The organism is Cognatiluteimonas weifangensis (genome assembly GCF_003416885.1).
Lineage (GTDB): Bacteria > Pseudomonadota > Gammaproteobacteria > Xanthomonadales > Xanthomonadaceae > Cognatiluteimonas > Cognatiluteimonas weifangensis.
The window spans coordinates 134,709-150,653 of the sequence record NZ_QVPD01000003.1 but is presented as its reverse complement, the minus strand read 5'-3'; the positions used below and the strand labels follow the sequence as shown (position 1 = coordinate 150,653).

The window sequence follows — 15,945 nt, the reverse complement described above, 5'->3', positions numbered from 1 at the left end:
TGATCGCATGGACCTGCCGCTGGCCGGATGCTACGTGATCTCGCTGCGCCCGGTCGGGGCGCACGCGGCGCTGCGCCGCGCGGCCGCCGCGCGGGGCGCGCGGCTGCTGGCGCTGTCGCCATGGCGGCTGCAGGCGCATGACGACACCGCGACCCGGGCCGCCCTGGCGCAGGCGCTGGCGGCGCCGCGGGTGCTGTTCACCAGTCCCGCGGCGGTGCGCGCAGCGGCCCGGCTGCAGGCCCTGGCCGAGGTCCGCGGCCGGCAATGGTTTGCGGTCGGCGCCGGCACCGCGGCCGCCCTGCGCCGCGCCGGTGCCGCCCCGGTCCTGGCGCCGACGCGGATGGACAGCGAAGGACTGCTGGCCCTGCCCGGCCTGCAGGCGTTGGCCGGCACCGCGGTCGGCCTGGTCACCGCGCCGGGCGGGCGCGGCGAACTCGCGCCGGCGCTGCAGCGCCGCGGCGCGCAGGTGTGGCGCGCCGATGTCTATGAGCGCGTCGCGATCGCGCCGGCGCCGCGCGCACAGGCCGCATTGCGCGCGCTGACGGCGCCGGCCTGGCTGGCGCTGAGCAGCGGCGCGGCACTGGACAGCGTGCTGACGACGCTGCCGGCGGACGCCGTCGCCGGGCTGCGCCGCGCGGCGGTCGTGGCGGCCAGCGCCCGGCTGGCGCAACTGGCGCGCGACCATGGCTTCGACCGCATCGTCGTCGCCGCCAGTGCGCGCCCGCGCGATCTGCTGGCCGCAGCCGCCGCGGCGCATCCGCTAGCATGAGCCGCCCCGCCGAGCGCCAAGCCGCCGTGACCGACGCCGTTTCCACCACCCCCGTTGCGCCCGCACCGCGCCGCCGCGGCCGCGCAGTGTTCTGGCTGCTGGTCGCCTTGCTGCTGGCGGTGCTGGGCTGGCGCGGCTGGGGCCTGTGGCAGGCACGGCAGGCGCAGGCCGCCGCCAGCGCGCGCATCGATGCCGAGCAATGGCGCGCACTGGAGGCCCGCATCGACGCGCTGCGCCGCGACCAGCGCGCACAGGCGCAGCGCATCGCCCAGGCCGACGCCGGCACCCGCGTGCTGCGCGACGAGGTGCTCGGCATCGGCCAGCGCGCGGCATTGCTGGAAGACAGCCTCGACCGGCTCGCCGACCCGACCCGCCACGGCGTCCAGGCGCTGCGCCTGGACGAGGTCGAGTTGCTGCTCGGCCTCGGCATGCAGCGGCTGCAGCTGGCCGGGGATCTCGACGGCGCCCGTCGCGCCTACGCGCTCGCCGCCGGCGTCCTGGCCGGCATCGACGATCCGGCCTGGCTCAACCTGCGCCAGGCGCTGGCACAGGAACGCGCCGCCCTCGACGCGCTGGGCACCGACCCCAAGGCGCTGGCGCTGGCGCAACTGGACGCCTTCGCCGCCACCCTGGCGCCGCCTTCGGTGTTGCCGGAGGCCGCACCGGCAGCGGCACTGCCATGGTGGCGGCGCGCATTCGCCGGCCTGGTCCAGGTCCGCCCGGCCGAGCGCGCGGTCGCGGTCGCTCCGCAGGAACGCGCGAGCGGCTACGCCGCCCTGCAACTGGAACTGGCGCTGGCCCGCAGCGCCGCCGAACGCCGCGACCAGGCTGCCTGGCGCGGCGCCCTGCAGCGCGCCGACGGCTGGCTGCAGCGGCTGTGGCCGCCGTCGCCCGCGCGCCAGCAGCAGCAGGCGCGCCTGCGGGCGCTGCAGGCGGCGCCGCTGGTGCTGGCGCTGCCCACGCTCGGCAGCACCTTGCAGCAACTGCAGTCCACGCGCGCGGCACGCTGATCCGCGCTACCGTGCCCGCCGTCGCGGCCCCGCAAACGCCGTGCCGACATCGGCCCGGCTAGGCTGCGGGCGCTGCGGGCGCTACCCGCCACTGCCGGAGGATCGCGCGATGGGCCTGTTCCGCAACCTGCTGTTCTGGATCGTGCTGGCGCTGCTCGGCGCCCTGCTGGCGCAGCTGCTGCTGGCCGATCCGGGCTACGTGCTGGTGCGCTTCCGCGGCAGCGACTACACCACCACCGTCGCCGCCGGCCTGCTGCTCCTGCTGGCCGCCGCCGCCGCGGCGTGGCTGCTGTGGCGGTTGCTGACGCTGCCGTTCCGCAGCTGGCGCACGCACCGCGACCGCCGCGGCCGCGCGCGCCTGGGCGAGGGTCTGGAAGCGCTGCACCAGGGCCATTACGCGCGCGCCGAGAAACTGCTGGCGCAGGCGGCCGACGGCACCGACGGCGACGCCGTCGCGCGTCTGGCTGCCGCCCGCGCTGCAGCCGCGCGCGGCGACCACGCCGCCGCGCGCGCGCAGCTGCAGGCGCTGGGCGAGCGCCACGCCGCCAGCCGCGCGATCGCCGCCGCCGAACTCGCGCTCGCCGAGCAGCACCCCACCGACGCCCTGGTCGCGCTCGACGCTCCCGCCGCGCAGCCGCTGCCGCCGCGCGGGCTGGCGCTGCGCGCGCAGATCCTGGCCGATAGCGGCCAGGCGGCGCAGGCCTACGGCCTGCTAGGAGCGCTGCGCCAGCAGCAGGCGTTGCCGGCCGCGCAGCTGGACGCACTGCAGGCGCAATGGGCCGAGGCCGCGCTGCGCCAGGCCGGCGACGCCAACGCGCTGGCCGAGCGCTGGGAAACGCTGCCCAAGCCCCTGCGCAGCGAACCGGCCGTGGTCGACGCCTACGCGCAACGCGCCGCCGCCCTGCGCTGGGACGAGGCCGCGACCCGATCGCTGGAACAGGCGCTGGACACGCGCTGGGACGAGACCCTGGCTGCGCGCTACGGCAGCCTGGACGTGGGCCGCCTGGAGGCGCGCCGCGCCCAGGCCGAGCGCTGGCTGCCGGCGCACCCGGCCAGCCCCGCGCTGCTGCTGACGCTGGCGCGGCTGGCGCGCGCGCAGGGCCAGTGGCCGCAGGCCGAGAACTACCTGCATCGCGCCATCGCCCAGGGCGCCGGCGGCGAGGCCTGGGAAGAACTCGGCCACGGCTTTGCCGACAACGGCGAGGAGGCGCTGGCGCGGCAGTGCTACGCCAACGCCCTGCGCGTCGCGCGCGACGAACCGCCGGTGGCGCTGCCGGTACGCGACCTGCGCCAGCAGATCCAGGACCACGCCGCAATCGAGGAGCGCGACGAGCACGGCCTGCCGCGGCTGCGCGGCTGACCCGGGCGTCGTCGAAACAATCCGGATCCCGCGGTTCGACGACATGCCAGTGCGGGACACGGTGCGAAGAAGACTTCCCTTCAAGCACGGAAGCTTCTGCGAGGGAAGCCGATACCCCCGCCAGCGCGAGGCACGGTACGAATGACTTCCCTTCAAGCGCGGAAGCTTCCGTGAAGGAAGCCGGTGGCCCGGCCTGTGCGGGACACGCCGGATACATGCTTCAAGTGCGGAAACCTTTGCGGGTGAAGCCGGTGGCCCGGCCTGCGCGGGACACGCCGTGAATACGTCCCTGTAGGCTCCTCGGCGGCATCCATGCCGCCGACGGTCCCGCACAGGCCGGGCCACCGGCTTCCAGGCAAGTGAGTGCGCGCGTGGGAACAACCAGCCGAAGCGAGAAACTCCAATCTCGCCAAGTCGCCGCCCGGCGGGCTGGGGGTGCGGAGAGTGGACCATGGAGGGTCCACGACCCGACTTAAAGACAGGAGGTCGTCAGGAGGGCGCAGCACCCCCAGCCCGTCGGGCGGCGACTCCCTCCGAAGCCGATCTCCCGAGGCCAGGCATCACCCGCGCCCAGACTAAAAGACAGGATGCCGTCAGGAGCACGCAGCACCCACGTCTCGCCGGGCCGCGACTCCTTCCGAAGCCGATCGCACAAGTGCAGGACAGGCATAGTCCGCGACCCGACTTGAAGACAGCTCGTCAGGAGCGCAGCACCCCAGCCCATCGAGCAGCGATTCGTTGCGAAGCCGATCCGGATGTCGGGGGGAGGCACCAGGCCCCTCAGCAGGAACCGCTCGCGCTCAGCGCTCCAGGATCGCGACCACGCCCATGCCGCCGGCGGTGCAGATCGACACCAGGCAGCGGCCGCCGCCGCGCGCCTGCAGCTCCTTGGCCGCGGTGGCGACGATGCGCGCGCCGGTGGCGGCGAACGGGTGACCCGTCGCCAACGAGGAACCGTTGGGGTTGATCCTGGCCGGATCGATCCGGCCCAGCGGCGCGGCCAGGCCCAGCCGCGTCTTGCAGTATTCCTCGCTCTCCCACGCCCGCAGCGTGCACAGCACCTGCGCGGCGAAGGCCTCGTGGATCTCGTAGAAGTCGAAGTCCTGCAGCGTCAGCCCGTTGCGCGCCAGCATCTCCGGCACCGCGATGGTCGGCGCCATCAACAGGCCCTCGCCATGGACGAAGTCGACCGCGGCCACCTGCGCGTCGCGGATGTGGCACAGGACCTCGTGGCCGTGCGCGGCCGCCCAGGTGTCCGACGCCAGCAAGCAGGCGGCGGCGCCGTCGGTCAGCGGCGTGGAATTGGCGGCGGTCAGGGTGCCGTGGCCGGAGGTCTTGTCGAACGCCGGCTTGAGCGTGGCCAGTTTTTCCAGCGAGGTGTCCGGGCGCAGGATGTTGTCGCGCGCCACGCCGCGGAAACTGACCACCAGATCGTCGAAAAAGCCGCGCTCGTAGGCCGCGGCCAGCTTGCGGTGCGAGCCGACCGCCCACTCGTCCTGCGAGTCGCGGCCGATGCTCCATTGCCGCGCCATGTCCTCGCAGTGGTCGCCCATCGACTTGCCGGTGCGCGGCTCGGCCACGCCCGGGAACTCGGGCTTGAGTTCGCGCAGGCGGAAGCCCTTGAACGCCGCGACCTTGTCCTTGAAGGTCTTGCCGCGCGCGGCCAGCAGCAGCCGCCGGCGCAGCGCCTGGCCGTAGACGATCGGCACGTCCGAGGTGGTGTCGCTGCCGCCACCGATGCCGGCCTCGATCTGGCCGGTGGCGATCTTGTTGCCGATGGCGACGATCGCGTCCAGCGAGGTGCCGCAGGCGCGCTGCAGGGTGATGCCGGGCGTCAGCGGCGACAGCCCCGAGGACAGCGTCGCCTCGCGACCGAGGTTCCAGTCCGAGGGGTGCTTGATCACCGCGCCCATCGCCACTTCGCCCAGCTGCTGGCCGTGCAGGCCGAACTTCTCGACCAGCGCGCCGAGCGTGCGCACCGACATGCCGAGGTTGCCGACGTCGGCGTAGGCCGTGTTCTGCCGGCAAAACGGGATGCGGACGCCGCCGAGCACGGCGACTGGACGGCCTTGCAGCATGGTGACCTCGCACGGCCCGCGGAACGTCGCAGGCATAATGGCAGTGTAGTCCCGCAGCCGTGCACGGCCAATCACGCATGAGCGACACCCCTGCCCCGAACGAAACCGGCTGCGCCCTGGTGGTGCTGGTGCTGGAACTGGTGCCCGGCAGCCACGCCGCGCGCGACACCCTGACGCAGGCCCGGGCCGGCGAACTGGCGACCTGTATCGCCGGCGACCTGGCGCGGATCGAGCCGCGGGTGGCGCAGCTGGACCTGGCGCTGGTCGGCGCGCATTACGACCCGGTCGAACTGCTGCGGCCGGGCTGGCCGCTGCACCGCGAACTGGAGCAGCTAGCCGCGCGCGCGCCCGGCGAACGCGGCGACGGCGCCCGGGTCATCGCCTTCGGCGCGCACGCCGGCCAGTTGCCGGCGACGCTGGCGCCGGCCGCCGACTACGCCGGCGGCGCGCTGCGGCTGCTGCCGCTGGTGCTGGTCGGCGCGGACGCGACCGCGGGCGCGGTGGCCGAGGTGTTCGAGAACGAGCTGATCGACCGCGGCATGATCCGTCCGGAAACCGCGCTGCTGCTGCAGGAGGCGTTCGGCGCGCAACTGGAACACGCGCAGTACCTGACCCTGCACGACGTGCTGGCGATGATCGCCGGGCAGTACGAGTACGCCGGGCTGGCGGCGCTGTGGCCGCTGCTGGAAACCGCGCTGCTGGCGCCGCAGGCCGAGGAATGGCTGGACCTGCCGCCGGAACCGCTGGCGCACTACGTCGACGGCGAGGCGCGGATCGCGCTGTTCACGCCCGCCGCCTGGCGCGCGCGCTACATCGTCCGCGGCAGTACCGACGAGGCGCGGCTGGCGCGGCACTTCGAGCGCTTCCAGGCGCGGCAACGGCAATTCGCCGCGATCCTGGGCGCGCACGGGGTACCGGTCAACTTCATCCACTGCGACAGCGGCCAGCCCGAGCTGTAGGCGGGCCCGCGCGCGGCCTGGCTGGGCGCAGGCGCCGTGGGAGCGACGGCAGTCGCGATGACTGTCCGGGTGACGCATCGCGACCGACGTCGCTCAGCAGCCGCTCCTGCGCGGGCCTGGCGCGCGCAAGCCGCCTAGTGATGCCTATTCGAAGGGCTGCTCGTACAGCGCATAACCGGCGTCGCGCATGCCCAGCGCGGCGTAGGTGCGCTGCGCGGCGGCGTTGTGCCGCTCCACGTACAGGCGCAGGCCGACCACTCCGGGCGTCGCCCGCGCCTGCGCTTCGACGTGCCGGTACAGCGCGGCGAACACGCCCTGGCGGCGGTAGTCCGGCGCGACGTACACGCTCTGGATCCACCACCAGTCGCCGTTGCGCCAGTCGCTCCACTCGCGGGTGAGCATCAGCGTGCCGGCCGCCACGCCCACGCTCTCGTGCCCGGCCAGGGGCGCATCGTGCATGGCCACGAAGTAACGCGCGCGAGCCGGATCGGCCAGGCCGGCGGCGACGCCGGCGCGCACCGTGGCCGGATCCAGGCGCTTGTGCTCGGTTTCCCACGCCATCGCCTGCGCCCACTGCGCGAGCAGGTCCAGGTCGGCGGCGACGGCGTCGCGGATGCGTGGAGTTGGCGGCATCCGGGCATCCTAGCCGCGAATCCGCGCGGTCGCCGGGACGACCGCGCCGCGGTGGCGGCCAGCGCGCCCGCCGGCGCCGCCAGGACGGCTGGCGGCAACGGCGCGCGGACGCGGCGGGCGGGTGCCGCCTCAGTCGACCGCGATCACGCCGCAGGCGATGCGCGCGCCGGCGTTGCCGGCGGGTTGCGAGGCGTAGTCGTCGGCGGCGGCGTGCACCACCAGCGCGCGGCCGGCGATGTCGTTGTCGCTGCCGTCGCCGAGCGCGACCCCCGCGACCTGCACGTCGACGCGGGCCACGCCGTCGGCATCGGCGCGGATGTTGTCCATGTCGCCGGCGTGGTGCGGCGTGGCGCCGGCGCGGCCGTGGGCGCTGGCGTGCGGGTTGAAATGGCCGCCGGCGCTGGAGGCGTCCGCGGCGCTGCAGTCGCCGGTCTCGTGGATGTGGAAGCCGTGGCTGCTGCCCGGCGCCAGGCCGCCGATGTCGCCGGCGATGCGCACGCCGCCGGCGGTGGGCGTCAGCGTCAGCCGGCCGCTGACCAGGCTGCCGGAGGCCGCGGCAAGGTTGGCGACCGCGTGCCGGGTGCTGGCGGCGGCCGGCGCCGTGGCGGTCGCCGGCGGCGGCGTGGTGCTGCACGCCCCGAGCAGGCCGAGCGCGGCGCAGGTGGCAACGAGGGCGATACGCATGGCGGGTCTCCTTTCCGATCGTGGGTGGGGGGATTTTGCACCGTCGCGCGCCCGGGCCGCAGGCGGGCGCACCGCTCAGCGCCGCTTGCGCCCGGGGCCCAGACGCCGGGTCAGGGTGTTGCGGCCGAGGCCGAGCCGGGCCGCGGCGGCGCCGCGGTGGCCGCCGGTATGCGCCAGCGCAGCGTCGAACAGCACCCGTTCCAGGCGCGCGCGGGCATCGGCATGCAGCGCCTCGGCGCCGCTGGCCAGACGCGCCTGCGCCCAGGCCGCAAGCGCGGTTTCCCAGGCGTCGGCCGCCTCCGGCGCGGCGCTGGCGAGCGCAGCGGGATGCGCGTCGCCACCGGCCCCGCCAGCGCGGGATGCACTGTCGCGAAGCCCGCGGTCCTGACGCCCGCGATCGGACGCAGCGTCGTGGAGCGCGCCGTCGTGGAGCGCGCCATCGCGGAGCGCACCTTCGAGATCGGCGGCACCGATGCTCGCATCCGGCGCCAGCGCGGCCAGGCGCCAGCACAGGTTCTCCAGCTCGCGCACGTTGCCGGGCCAGGTGTGGGCGCGCAGCCGCTGCAGCGCCGACGCATCCAGACGCTTGACCGGCGTGCCGAGCTTGCGCGCGGCCACGGCGAGGAAGCGCGCGGCCAGCCGCGGCACGTCGTCGCGGCGCTCGCGCAACGGCGGCAACTGCAGCCGCACCACGTCGAGCCGATGCAGCAGGTCGGCGCGGAAACGGCCGGCGGCGACCAGCGCTTCCAGCGGCTGGTGGGTGGCGGCGATCACGCGCACGTCGACCCGGATCAGTTCGCGGCCGCCGACGCGGAAGAACTCGCCTTCGGCCAGCACCCGCAGCAGCCGCGTCTGCAGCGGCAGCGGCATGTCGCCGATCTCGTCGAGGAACAGGGTCCCGCCGGCGGCCTGCTCGAAACGGCCGACGTGGCGCTTGCTGGCGCCGGTGAAGGCGCCGGCCTCGTGCCCGAACAGTTCCGACTCCAGCAGCTCGGCCGGGATCGCCGCGGTGTTGAGCGCGATGAACGGCTGGCGCGCGCGCGGCGACTCGCGGTGCAGTGCGCGCGCCACCAGCTCCTTGCCGGTGCCGGTCTCGCCGGTGATCAGCACCGCCAAGGGCGCCTGCGCCAGGCGGCCGATGCTGCGGAACAAGGTGCGCATCGCCGGGGTGTCGCCGACCAGCGCGGCGCTTTCCTCCGCCGGCGCGGCGGACATCGCCGTCTCGGGCGCGGCAGCCGGCGCCGCCGCCGGCAGCGCGCGGGCCGCCAGCGCGACCGCGTCGTCGAGGTCGAACGGCTTGGACAGGAATTCCCAGGCGCCGCCGCGGAAGGCGCCGGCGGTGCTGGCGATGTCGGTGTAGGCCGACATCACGATCACCGGCAGCTGCGGATGCGCGGCCTTGAGCCGTTGCAGCAACGCCAGACCGTCGTCGCCGGGCATGCGCACGTCGGTGAAGATCAGGTCCGGCGGCGGCAGGCCGGCCGCATCGCGCGTGCGCAGCGCTCCCAACGCGGCCTGCGCGGACTCGAAATCCTCGACCGCGTGCCCGGCCTCGCGCAGCGCGGTCGCCAGCACGAAGCGCACCGCGCGATCGTCGTCGACGATCCAGATGCGCGCACTCATGGCGGCGTGCCCCGTGAGCCCCGGCAACACCATGCGTGCCGAGCGCAGACGGCGCGGCGGTCGCAGCCGAAGGGCTTTCCGGCAGCTCGGGCCGCCGTGGTGACGACGCCCGGCATCCTGCGCCTGCGGCGCTGCGCGCCTGCGCTCGGGACGAACGGCACCCTTCGACTTCGGTGCTGCGTGCCTGCGCTCTGGACGAGCGGCGCCCTTCGCCTGCGGCGCTGCGCGCCTGCGCTCGGGGCGAACGGTCTTCCGGAGTAGTCGGCAGCGTGCATCATGTCGCTTCCTCCTCGGGCATCGCCATCGGCAGCAGCAGGGTGAACACCGTGTGCCCGGGGCGCGAGCGGTAGGCCAGCGAGCCGCGATGCTCGCGCGCCACCTGTTGCGCCAGCGCCAGGCCCAGTCCGGTGCCTTCGGCGCGGCCGCTGACCAGCGGCAGGAACAGCTGCTCGGCCAGCGCCTCCGGCACCCCGCGGCCGTCGTCGACCACCTCCAGCCGCAACGCCAGCGCATGCGCGGCCTCGCCGATGCGCACGCCGTGCTCGGCGCGGGTGCGCAGGACGACATTGGCGGCGCCGGCCTCGATCGCGTTGCGCACCAGGTTCCACAGCGCCTGGGTCAGGCGGTCGTCGTCGCCGACCAGGTCCGGCAGGCTGGGGTCGTAGTCGCGCTGCAAGCGCACCGCCCAGCCGGCGTCGCTTTCGGCCAGGCGCAGCACGCGCTCGAGCACGGCGTGGATGTTGAGCGGCGCGTGCGGCCGCGGCGGCGCCGGCGACAGCAGGCGGTCGAGCAGCGCGGCCAGGCGCTCGACCTCGGACTGCAGCAGCGCGAGCAGTTCGCGTTCCCCGGCGTCGCCGCCGCGGGCATCGGCGCGGCGCGCCAGCAGTTGCGCCGCGCCCTTGAGTCCGGCCAGCGGATTGCGCAGCTCGTGCGCCAGCCCCTTGAGCGCGGCCGACAACGCGCCGGGCAGCACCTGCGCCGGGTCCTCGCCGGGGAACTCGTCGACCGGGTGCGCCTCCAGCCAGCAGCCACCGTCCGTGCGCGGCGACAGCACGACGTCGGCAAAGCGCGCCGGCGTGCTGCCGGGGAAGGCCAGCGGCAGCCGCCGCAGCCGTACCGCCTCGGTGGCGGCCGGCGCCTGCGCCAGCCACTGCGCCAGGCGCTCGCCGTCGGCTTCCAGCGCCGCCAGCGGCAGCCCCGGCAGGCGCCGCGCGCCGACCCCGAGCCAGCGCGCGAAGGCGGCATTGGCGCCGGCGACGCGCCCGTCCGCGCCGCTCCAGGCGATCGGTGTGGTCAGGGTGTCGAGGACAGGCGCATCGCGCATTGCACCAGTATGGGGCAACGCGGCCATCCCGGGGCAAGCCCCCGGCAGCCCGTCCAGGTGCGGCCGGCTAGGGCGACGCGGACCGGGTCAGCGCGTACAGGATCCGCGCATCCTCGGCGTCCAGCGCGTCGCCCTCGTCGCCGCGGAAGTGGCGGCGGAAGGCGCGCACGGTAGCGGCGTAGCCGGGGCTGTCGTCCTGCTGCAGCGGATAGCCGAGCAGCCGCAGCGCCAGCCACGGGTCGAAACCCGGCGGCGGCTCGGCCAGCGGCGCCTGCGGCCACAGGCCGAAACCGGCGTCGGCGAGTCGCTTCCACGGAAAGCGGAAGCCGGGATCGCGCTTGCGCGTCGGCGCCATGTCGGCGTGCGCGATCACCTGGGTGCGCGGGATGTCCAGGCGTTCGCACAAATCCTCGAGCAGCCGCAGCAGCGCCGCGACCTGCGCATCGGTAAACGGCTCGCTGCCGTCGTTGTCGAGCTCGATCCCGATCGAGGCGGAGTTGACGTCGGTGATCGTGCCCCAGCGGCCCGGACCGGCGTGCCAGGCGCGCAGTTCGTCGGCCACCAGCTGGTAGGTCGCGCCGTCGTCGCCGACCAGGTAATGCGCGCTGACCGGACCACCGCTGTTGCCGGTGCGCAGCGTGTCCAGGCTTGCGGCCGCCGACTCCTGCTCGGTGGCGTGCAGCACGATCAGCACCGGCCGCCGCGGCTCGAAGTTCGGCGACGGCACCCATTGCGCCAGCGGATTGCGCGGCGGCGCATGCGTGCATGCGGCGAGCGCCAGCAGCAGGGACAGCAAGACAAGCGTTCGCTGGATCATGGCCGGCATTGCAACGGCTGGGCGACGACTTTGCAAGCCGTCCCGGGCCGCCTTGCGGGAGCGGATTGCTCTCGCCATCATCGTGGCCTCTGGGGGGAGCCGCTATGGGCGAATGCCGAAGGATGCCGAAAACCGTGCGGGTTCTCGGCCTGGGTCTCGCAATCATCGCAATTGCGCCGGGCGCTTCCGCGCAACAGGTATGGAGCGACTATCTGCGCCGAGACGCGGTGGAGAACATCCAGATTTCGCCCGGTGGCAAGCACCTGGCGCTGGCGGAGCGCCATGATGACGGCACCGTGGTCGTCATTCGCGACACCGCGACATTGCTGGTTCAAGGGATGGTGGATCCGGGCAATCACGGCGAGATCAGCGATCTCAAGTGGCTGGACGATGATCGCCTGCTGGTCGGCGCCAACCGCGCGGACACCCGCTACCAGGTCGCGCTGGTGGAGCCGGCGATGTATATCGTCAATCGCAACGACAACTCCAAGTATCGGCTGCCCGCGAACTTCGTCGCCACAATCGACGGCGATTCCGCGCACCTGCTGGTGAGCACCTGTGGCCACTGGGAGGATGGAGGTTGCGTACCGGCGATCCATCGTGCCGAAATCGGCCACCTGAGCCGCCTCGGCGATCCGCTGATCAGCGCCCCGGATACGCACTCCACGTTATGGACGGATCAGCAAGGACACGTGCGTTTCGCAGTGGCCTGGGACGACAGGAGCGACAGCAAGCTCTGGGTTCACCGAGATGGACGCGCCCCCTGGACGCTGGTCAACGACAGCAGCGAGTCGGGCATCGACTCCCTGCCGCTTGGCGTGGACCAATCCGGCATGCAGGCGTATCTGGCGACCGAGCGCAAAAGCGGCGTGGGGGTAATCGAGCGCTACGACATCGCCAGTGGCCAGCGTACCGAGATCTACCGGGACAAGACGTCCGATCCGCTATGGCCGATTTACGCCTTCGATGGCAACACTCCGGTCGGCGCCTGGTACGACGCAACCAGGCCACGCGCGGTGATCTGGAACCAGGCGCACCCCGATGTACCGGCATTCCTGCAAATCCTCAACGCGTTTCCCGGCGATATCGTCACTGTCGTCAGCGCGTCCGCCGACCGCAACCTGGCCATCGTCCTGGTGGGTAACGACCGCGACCCCGGCGCGTTCTATCTGTTCGACCGCACAGCGCGCACGGCGAGTCTGATTGCACGCAAACGGCCGTGGCTTGAATCAATGCCCAAACCGCCCAGCCGTGGCGTGCAATTCGTGGCACGCGACGGACTGGTGCTGCACGCGCTGCTGACGCTGCCTGCCGGCAGCGGGCCGCGGCCGCTGGTGGTGATCCCGCACGGAGGGCCCTACGAATTCATCGACACCTGGGGTTACGACGCCGAGGCCACCCTGCTTGCGAGCCGTGGCTACGCCGTGCTCCGGGTGAATTTCCGCGGTTCCGGCGGGTACGGCCGGGATTTCGTGGAGCGCGGCTACCGGGAATGGGGGCGCGCCATGCAGGATGATCTCACCGACGCCACGCGCTGGGTGGTGTCGCAGGGAGTCGCCGATGTTTCGCGCATCTGCATCTATGGAGCCAGCTACGGGGGCTATGCGGCGTTGATGGGAGCCGTGCGCGAACCTGCCTTGTACCGCTGCGCGGCAAGTTACGCCGCGCCCACAGACCTGTCGAAAATGTACAAATGGGGCAGTATCCGCCGCAGTGACCTGGGCATGAACTACCTCGAACGCGTGCTTGGCACGGACCGGGAAGAATTGGCGCACCGGTCCCCCGCGCAGCAAGTAGCTTCGATCCGGATACCGGTGCTGCTGGGTCACGGGAAGCTGGATGGGAGGGTGGACGACAAGCATGTCCGACTCCTCGCGCGGAACATGCGCAAACAAGGGCTCTCGCCCGAGCTCGTCGAGTACCCCTACGAAGGCCATGGCCTGGCAATCGCCCAGGACCAGATCGACTTCTATGGCCGGCTACTCAGGTTCCTGGACGCCAACATCGGTCCGGACCACGAGCCGGCTCGAAACCCGGACGCTTCGAGGTAAGGGCAAGCCCCGACTTGCGCGGCGCAACGCAGCCCCAACGGGCAACGGCCGCGCCGCCGCTTCTGGCTCCGCGCACAGCAAGGCCCACCGGCGAAGGCGGGCCTGTCGCCGCTCAAATCGTGTAGTACATCTGGTACTCGAGCGGGTGGGTCGCGGCGCGGAAGGCGGTGACTTCCTTCATCTTCACGCCGATGTAGGCATCGATGAAGTCGTCGCCGAACACGCCGCCGGCCTTGAGGAACTCGCGGTCCTTGTCCAGCGCTTCCAGCGCCTGGTCAAGCGAATGGCAGACGGTGGGGATGTTCTTTTCCTCTTCCGGCGGCAGGTCGTAGAGGTCCTTGTCCGACGGTGCGCCGGGGTCGATCTGGTTCCGGATGCCGTCCAGGCCGGCCATCATCAGCGCGGCGAAGATCAGGTAGCCGGAGTTCATCGGGTCGGGGAAACGGATCTCGATGCGGCGCGCCTTGGGGTTGGCCACGTACGGAATGCGGCAGCTGGCCGAGCGGTTGGACGCCGAGTAGGCCAGCATCACCGGCGCCTCGAAGCCCGGCACCAGGCGCTTGTAGGAATTGGTGGTCGAGTTGGCGAAGGCGTTGATCGCGCGCGCGTGCCTGAAGATGCCGCCGATGTACCACAGCGCGGTCTGCGACAGGCCGCCGTAGCCGTCGCCGGTGAACAGGTTGACGCCGCCGCGGGCCAGCGACTGGTGCACGTGCATGCCGCTGCCGTTGTCGCCGACGATCGGCTTGGGCATGAAGGTCGCGGTCTTGCCGTTGCGGTGGGCGACGTTCTTGACGACGTACTTCATCGTCAGCAGCTCGTCGGCCTTGCGCACCAGGGTGTTGAAGCGGGTGCCGATCTCGCACTGGCCGGCGTTGGCGACCTCGTGGTGGTGCACCTCGACCTCGATGCCGACCTGCTCCAGCGTCTTGCACATCTCCGCGCGCAGGTCGTGCAGCGAGTCCAGCGGCGCCACCGGGAAGTAGCCGCCCTTGACCCCCGGCCGGTAGCCGCTGTTGCCGCCGGCGTACTCGCGCGAGGAATTCCACGCCGCCTCTTCCGAGTCGATGTGGAAGAAGGTGTGGCCCATCTCGTTGCCGTAGCGCACCGAGTCGAACACGAAGAATTCCGGCTCCGGGCCGAAGAACGCCTGCTCGGCGATGCCGCTGGCCTTGAGGTAGGCCTCGGCGCGCCGGGCGATGCCGCGCGGGTCGCGGCCGTAGGCCTGCATCGTGGTCGGATCGAGGATGTCGCAGGTCAGCACCAGGGTCGGGTCGGCGGTGAACGGGTCGAGGAACGCGGTGTCCGGATCCGGCAGCAGCACCATGTCCGACTGGTGGATGCCGCGCCAGCCGACGATCGAGGAGCCGTCGAACATGCGCCCGTCCTCGAACAGCGTGGCGTCGACGATCGACCGCGGGAAGGTGACGTGGTGCTGCACGCCGCGCATGTCGGCAAAACGCAGGTCGACGAACTCGACCTTGTGGTCGCGGATCAGTTTCTCGACGTGTTCGAGGGACATGGGAACTCCGGGGTCGGATGGGCGGGGATGCAGGAAGGGGCGCAACGGGGAAGGGGATCGGGGCAGCGGCGGGCGCGACGTCGGGCCTTGAGTACGCAACGAGCGTGCCAGGTCCGGCGCAGGCGCAAAGCCTTGATCGGCAAGGAGCCGCGGAGACCGCTCCGGCTGGCATGCCCGATGATGGTGCGATCTTCCCGCATCCCTGCACCAGACTGGTTCGAATCCGCCTTCGGCTATGCTGCCCGCTTTCCCGTCCCTCCCTCCGGATCCGGCCCTGCCCATGCCCGAGTTTCTCGCTGCCTTGCTGCTGGGCATCATCGAAGGCATCACCGAGTTCCTGCCGATCTCCAGCACCGGCCACCTGCTGATCGCCGAGCGCTGGCTCGGGCAGCGCAGCGACCTGTTCAACATCGCGATCCAGGCCGGCGCGATCCTCGCGGTGGTGCTGATCTACCGCCAGCGCCTGTGGCAGCTGCTGCTGGGCATGCATCCGTGGCGGCGGCGCACCGACATTGCCGCCGCGCACCACGCCCACGACTACGCCCTCAAGCTCGCGCTCGCCTTCGGCGTCACCGCGGCCGGCGGCCTGCTGGTCAAGGCGCTGGGCTGGAAGCTGCCGGAATCGGTGACCCCGGTGGCCTGGGCGCTGGTGCTGGGCGGGGTCTGGATGCTCGCGGCCGAACACTTCGCCGAGCGCCACGCCGCGCGCGTCGGCGAACACAGCCGCATCGGCTGGACGGTGGCGGTGCTGGTGGGCGTCGCCCAGGTGGTCGCCGGCGTGTTCCCCGGTACCTCGCGCTCGGCAGCGGCGATCTTCGTGGCGTTGCTGTTCGGCACCACCCACCGCGCCGCCGCCACCGAGTTCGCGTTCCTGGTCGGGATCCCGACCATGTTCGCGGCCACCGGCTACGAATGGTTCGACCTGTACCGCAAGGACGCCCTGGCCGGCGAGGACTGGGGGCTGCTGGCGGTAGCGTTCGTGGCCTCGGCGGTGACCGCCTTCGTCGCGGTGAAATGGCTGCTGCGCTACATCCAGAGCCATCGCTTCACCGTGTTCGCGGTCTACCGCATGCTGCTGGGCGCGGCGCTGCTGGTGTGGGTGCCGGTCTGAGTCG

General features: G+C 72.6%; 13 protein-coding genes. 6 read left to right on the top strand and 7 right to left on the bottom strand.

Annotation, left to right across the window (positions count from 1 at the left end):
• The first annotated feature begins 7 nt into the window (after window positions 1-7).
• The 3 genes from D0Y53_RS04035 (at window position 8) to D0Y53_RS04025 (ending at window position 3,139) form a co-directional block, all read left to right on the top strand.
• Window positions 8-769, top strand: coding sequence for a uroporphyrinogen-III synthase (locus D0Y53_RS04035; RefSeq protein ID WP_117201920.1), 762 nt, complete (start codon window positions 8-10; stop codon window positions 767-769).
• Window positions 766-1,779: a uroporphyrinogen-III C-methyltransferase gene (locus D0Y53_RS04030; protein WP_117201919.1), complete on the top strand. Its 1,014-nt coding sequence runs from the start codon at window positions 766-768 to the stop codon at window positions 1,777-1,779. Before D0Y53_RS04035 ends, D0Y53_RS04030 begins: the two co-directional genes overlap by 4 nt.
• Before the next feature lie 109 nt (window positions 1,780-1,888).
• Window positions 1,889-3,139, top strand: coding sequence for a heme biosynthesis protein HemY (locus D0Y53_RS04025; RefSeq protein ID WP_117201918.1), 1,251 nt, complete (start codon window positions 1,889-1,891; stop codon window positions 3,137-3,139).
• 800 nt (window positions 3,140-3,939) lie between these two features.
• On the opposite strand, the gene D0Y53_RS04020 is transcribed toward D0Y53_RS04025, so the two are convergent.
• Window positions 3,940-5,217 (bottom strand): acetyl-CoA C-acetyltransferase, encoded by a 1,278-nt coding sequence (locus D0Y53_RS04020; protein ID WP_117202064.1) that lies wholly within the window; start codon window positions 5,215-5,217, stop codon window positions 3,940-3,942.
• A gap of 77 nt (window positions 5,218-5,294) precedes the next feature.
• On the opposite strand from D0Y53_RS04020, the gene D0Y53_RS04015 reads away from it, so the two are divergent.
• Window positions 5,295-6,176, top strand: a complete 882-nt coding sequence (locus D0Y53_RS04015) for a hypothetical protein (protein ID WP_117201917.1) — start codon at window positions 5,295-5,297, stop codon at window positions 6,174-6,176.
• A 144-nt stretch (window positions 6,177-6,320) separates the two neighbouring features.
• Here D0Y53_RS04015 and D0Y53_RS04010 read toward each other — a convergent pair whose 3' ends face one another.
• From D0Y53_RS04010 to D0Y53_RS03990, 5 genes are all read right to left on the bottom strand, one after another.
• Complete coding sequence (locus D0Y53_RS04010) at window positions 6,321-6,809, bottom strand: GNAT family N-acetyltransferase (RefSeq protein ID WP_117201916.1); 489 nt, start codon at window positions 6,807-6,809, stop codon at window positions 6,321-6,323.
• Window positions 6,810-6,938: 129 nt separating this feature from the next.
• Window positions 6,939-7,493 carry a superoxide dismutase family protein gene (locus tag D0Y53_RS04005; RefSeq protein ID WP_117201915.1) on the bottom strand — a complete coding sequence of 185 codons (555 nt, stop codon included), beginning with the start codon at window positions 7,491-7,493 and terminating at the stop codon, window positions 6,939-6,941.
• Between the two features lie 75 nt (window positions 7,494-7,568).
• The gene (gene ntrC / locus D0Y53_RS04000) at window positions 7,569-9,149 is read right to left on the bottom strand and encodes a nitrogen regulation protein NR(I) (protein WP_386724641.1); all 1,581 of its coding nucleotides are present in this window, start codon (window positions 9,147-9,149) and stop codon (window positions 7,569-7,571) included.
• Between the two features lie 241 nt (window positions 9,150-9,390).
• Window positions 9,391-10,440 carry a two-component system sensor histidine kinase NtrB gene (locus D0Y53_RS03995; protein WP_117201913.1) on the bottom strand — a complete coding sequence of 350 codons (1,050 nt, stop codon included), beginning with the start codon at window positions 10,438-10,440 and terminating at the stop codon, window positions 9,391-9,393.
• Window positions 10,441-10,507: 67 nt separating this feature from the next.
• A complete protein-coding gene (locus tag D0Y53_RS03990; protein WP_233511637.1) occupies window positions 10,508-11,257 on the bottom strand; it encodes an N-acetylmuramoyl-L-alanine amidase in 750 nt (249 codons plus the stop codon).
• A 122-nt stretch (window positions 11,258-11,379) separates the two neighbouring features.
• Here D0Y53_RS03990 and D0Y53_RS03985 point away from each other — a divergent pair, with 122 nt between their 5' ends.
• Window positions 11,380-13,308, top strand: coding sequence for an alpha/beta hydrolase family protein (locus tag D0Y53_RS03985; RefSeq protein ID WP_158550567.1), 1,929 nt, complete (start codon window positions 11,380-11,382; stop codon window positions 13,306-13,308).
• Window positions 13,309-13,420: 112 nt separating this feature from the next.
• Here D0Y53_RS03985 and glnA read toward each other — a convergent pair whose 3' ends face one another.
• Window positions 13,421-14,830, bottom strand: coding sequence for a type I glutamate--ammonia ligase (glnA, locus tag D0Y53_RS03980; protein ID WP_117201911.1), 1,410 nt, complete (start codon window positions 14,828-14,830; stop codon window positions 13,421-13,423).
• A 280-nt stretch (window positions 14,831-15,110) separates the two neighbouring features.
• On the opposite strand from glnA, the gene D0Y53_RS03975 reads away from it, so the two are divergent.
• Window positions 15,111-15,941, top strand: coding sequence for an undecaprenyl-diphosphate phosphatase (locus D0Y53_RS03975; RefSeq protein ID WP_117201910.1), 831 nt, complete (start codon window positions 15,111-15,113; stop codon window positions 15,939-15,941).
• Window positions 15,942-15,945: the final 4 nt, after the last annotated feature.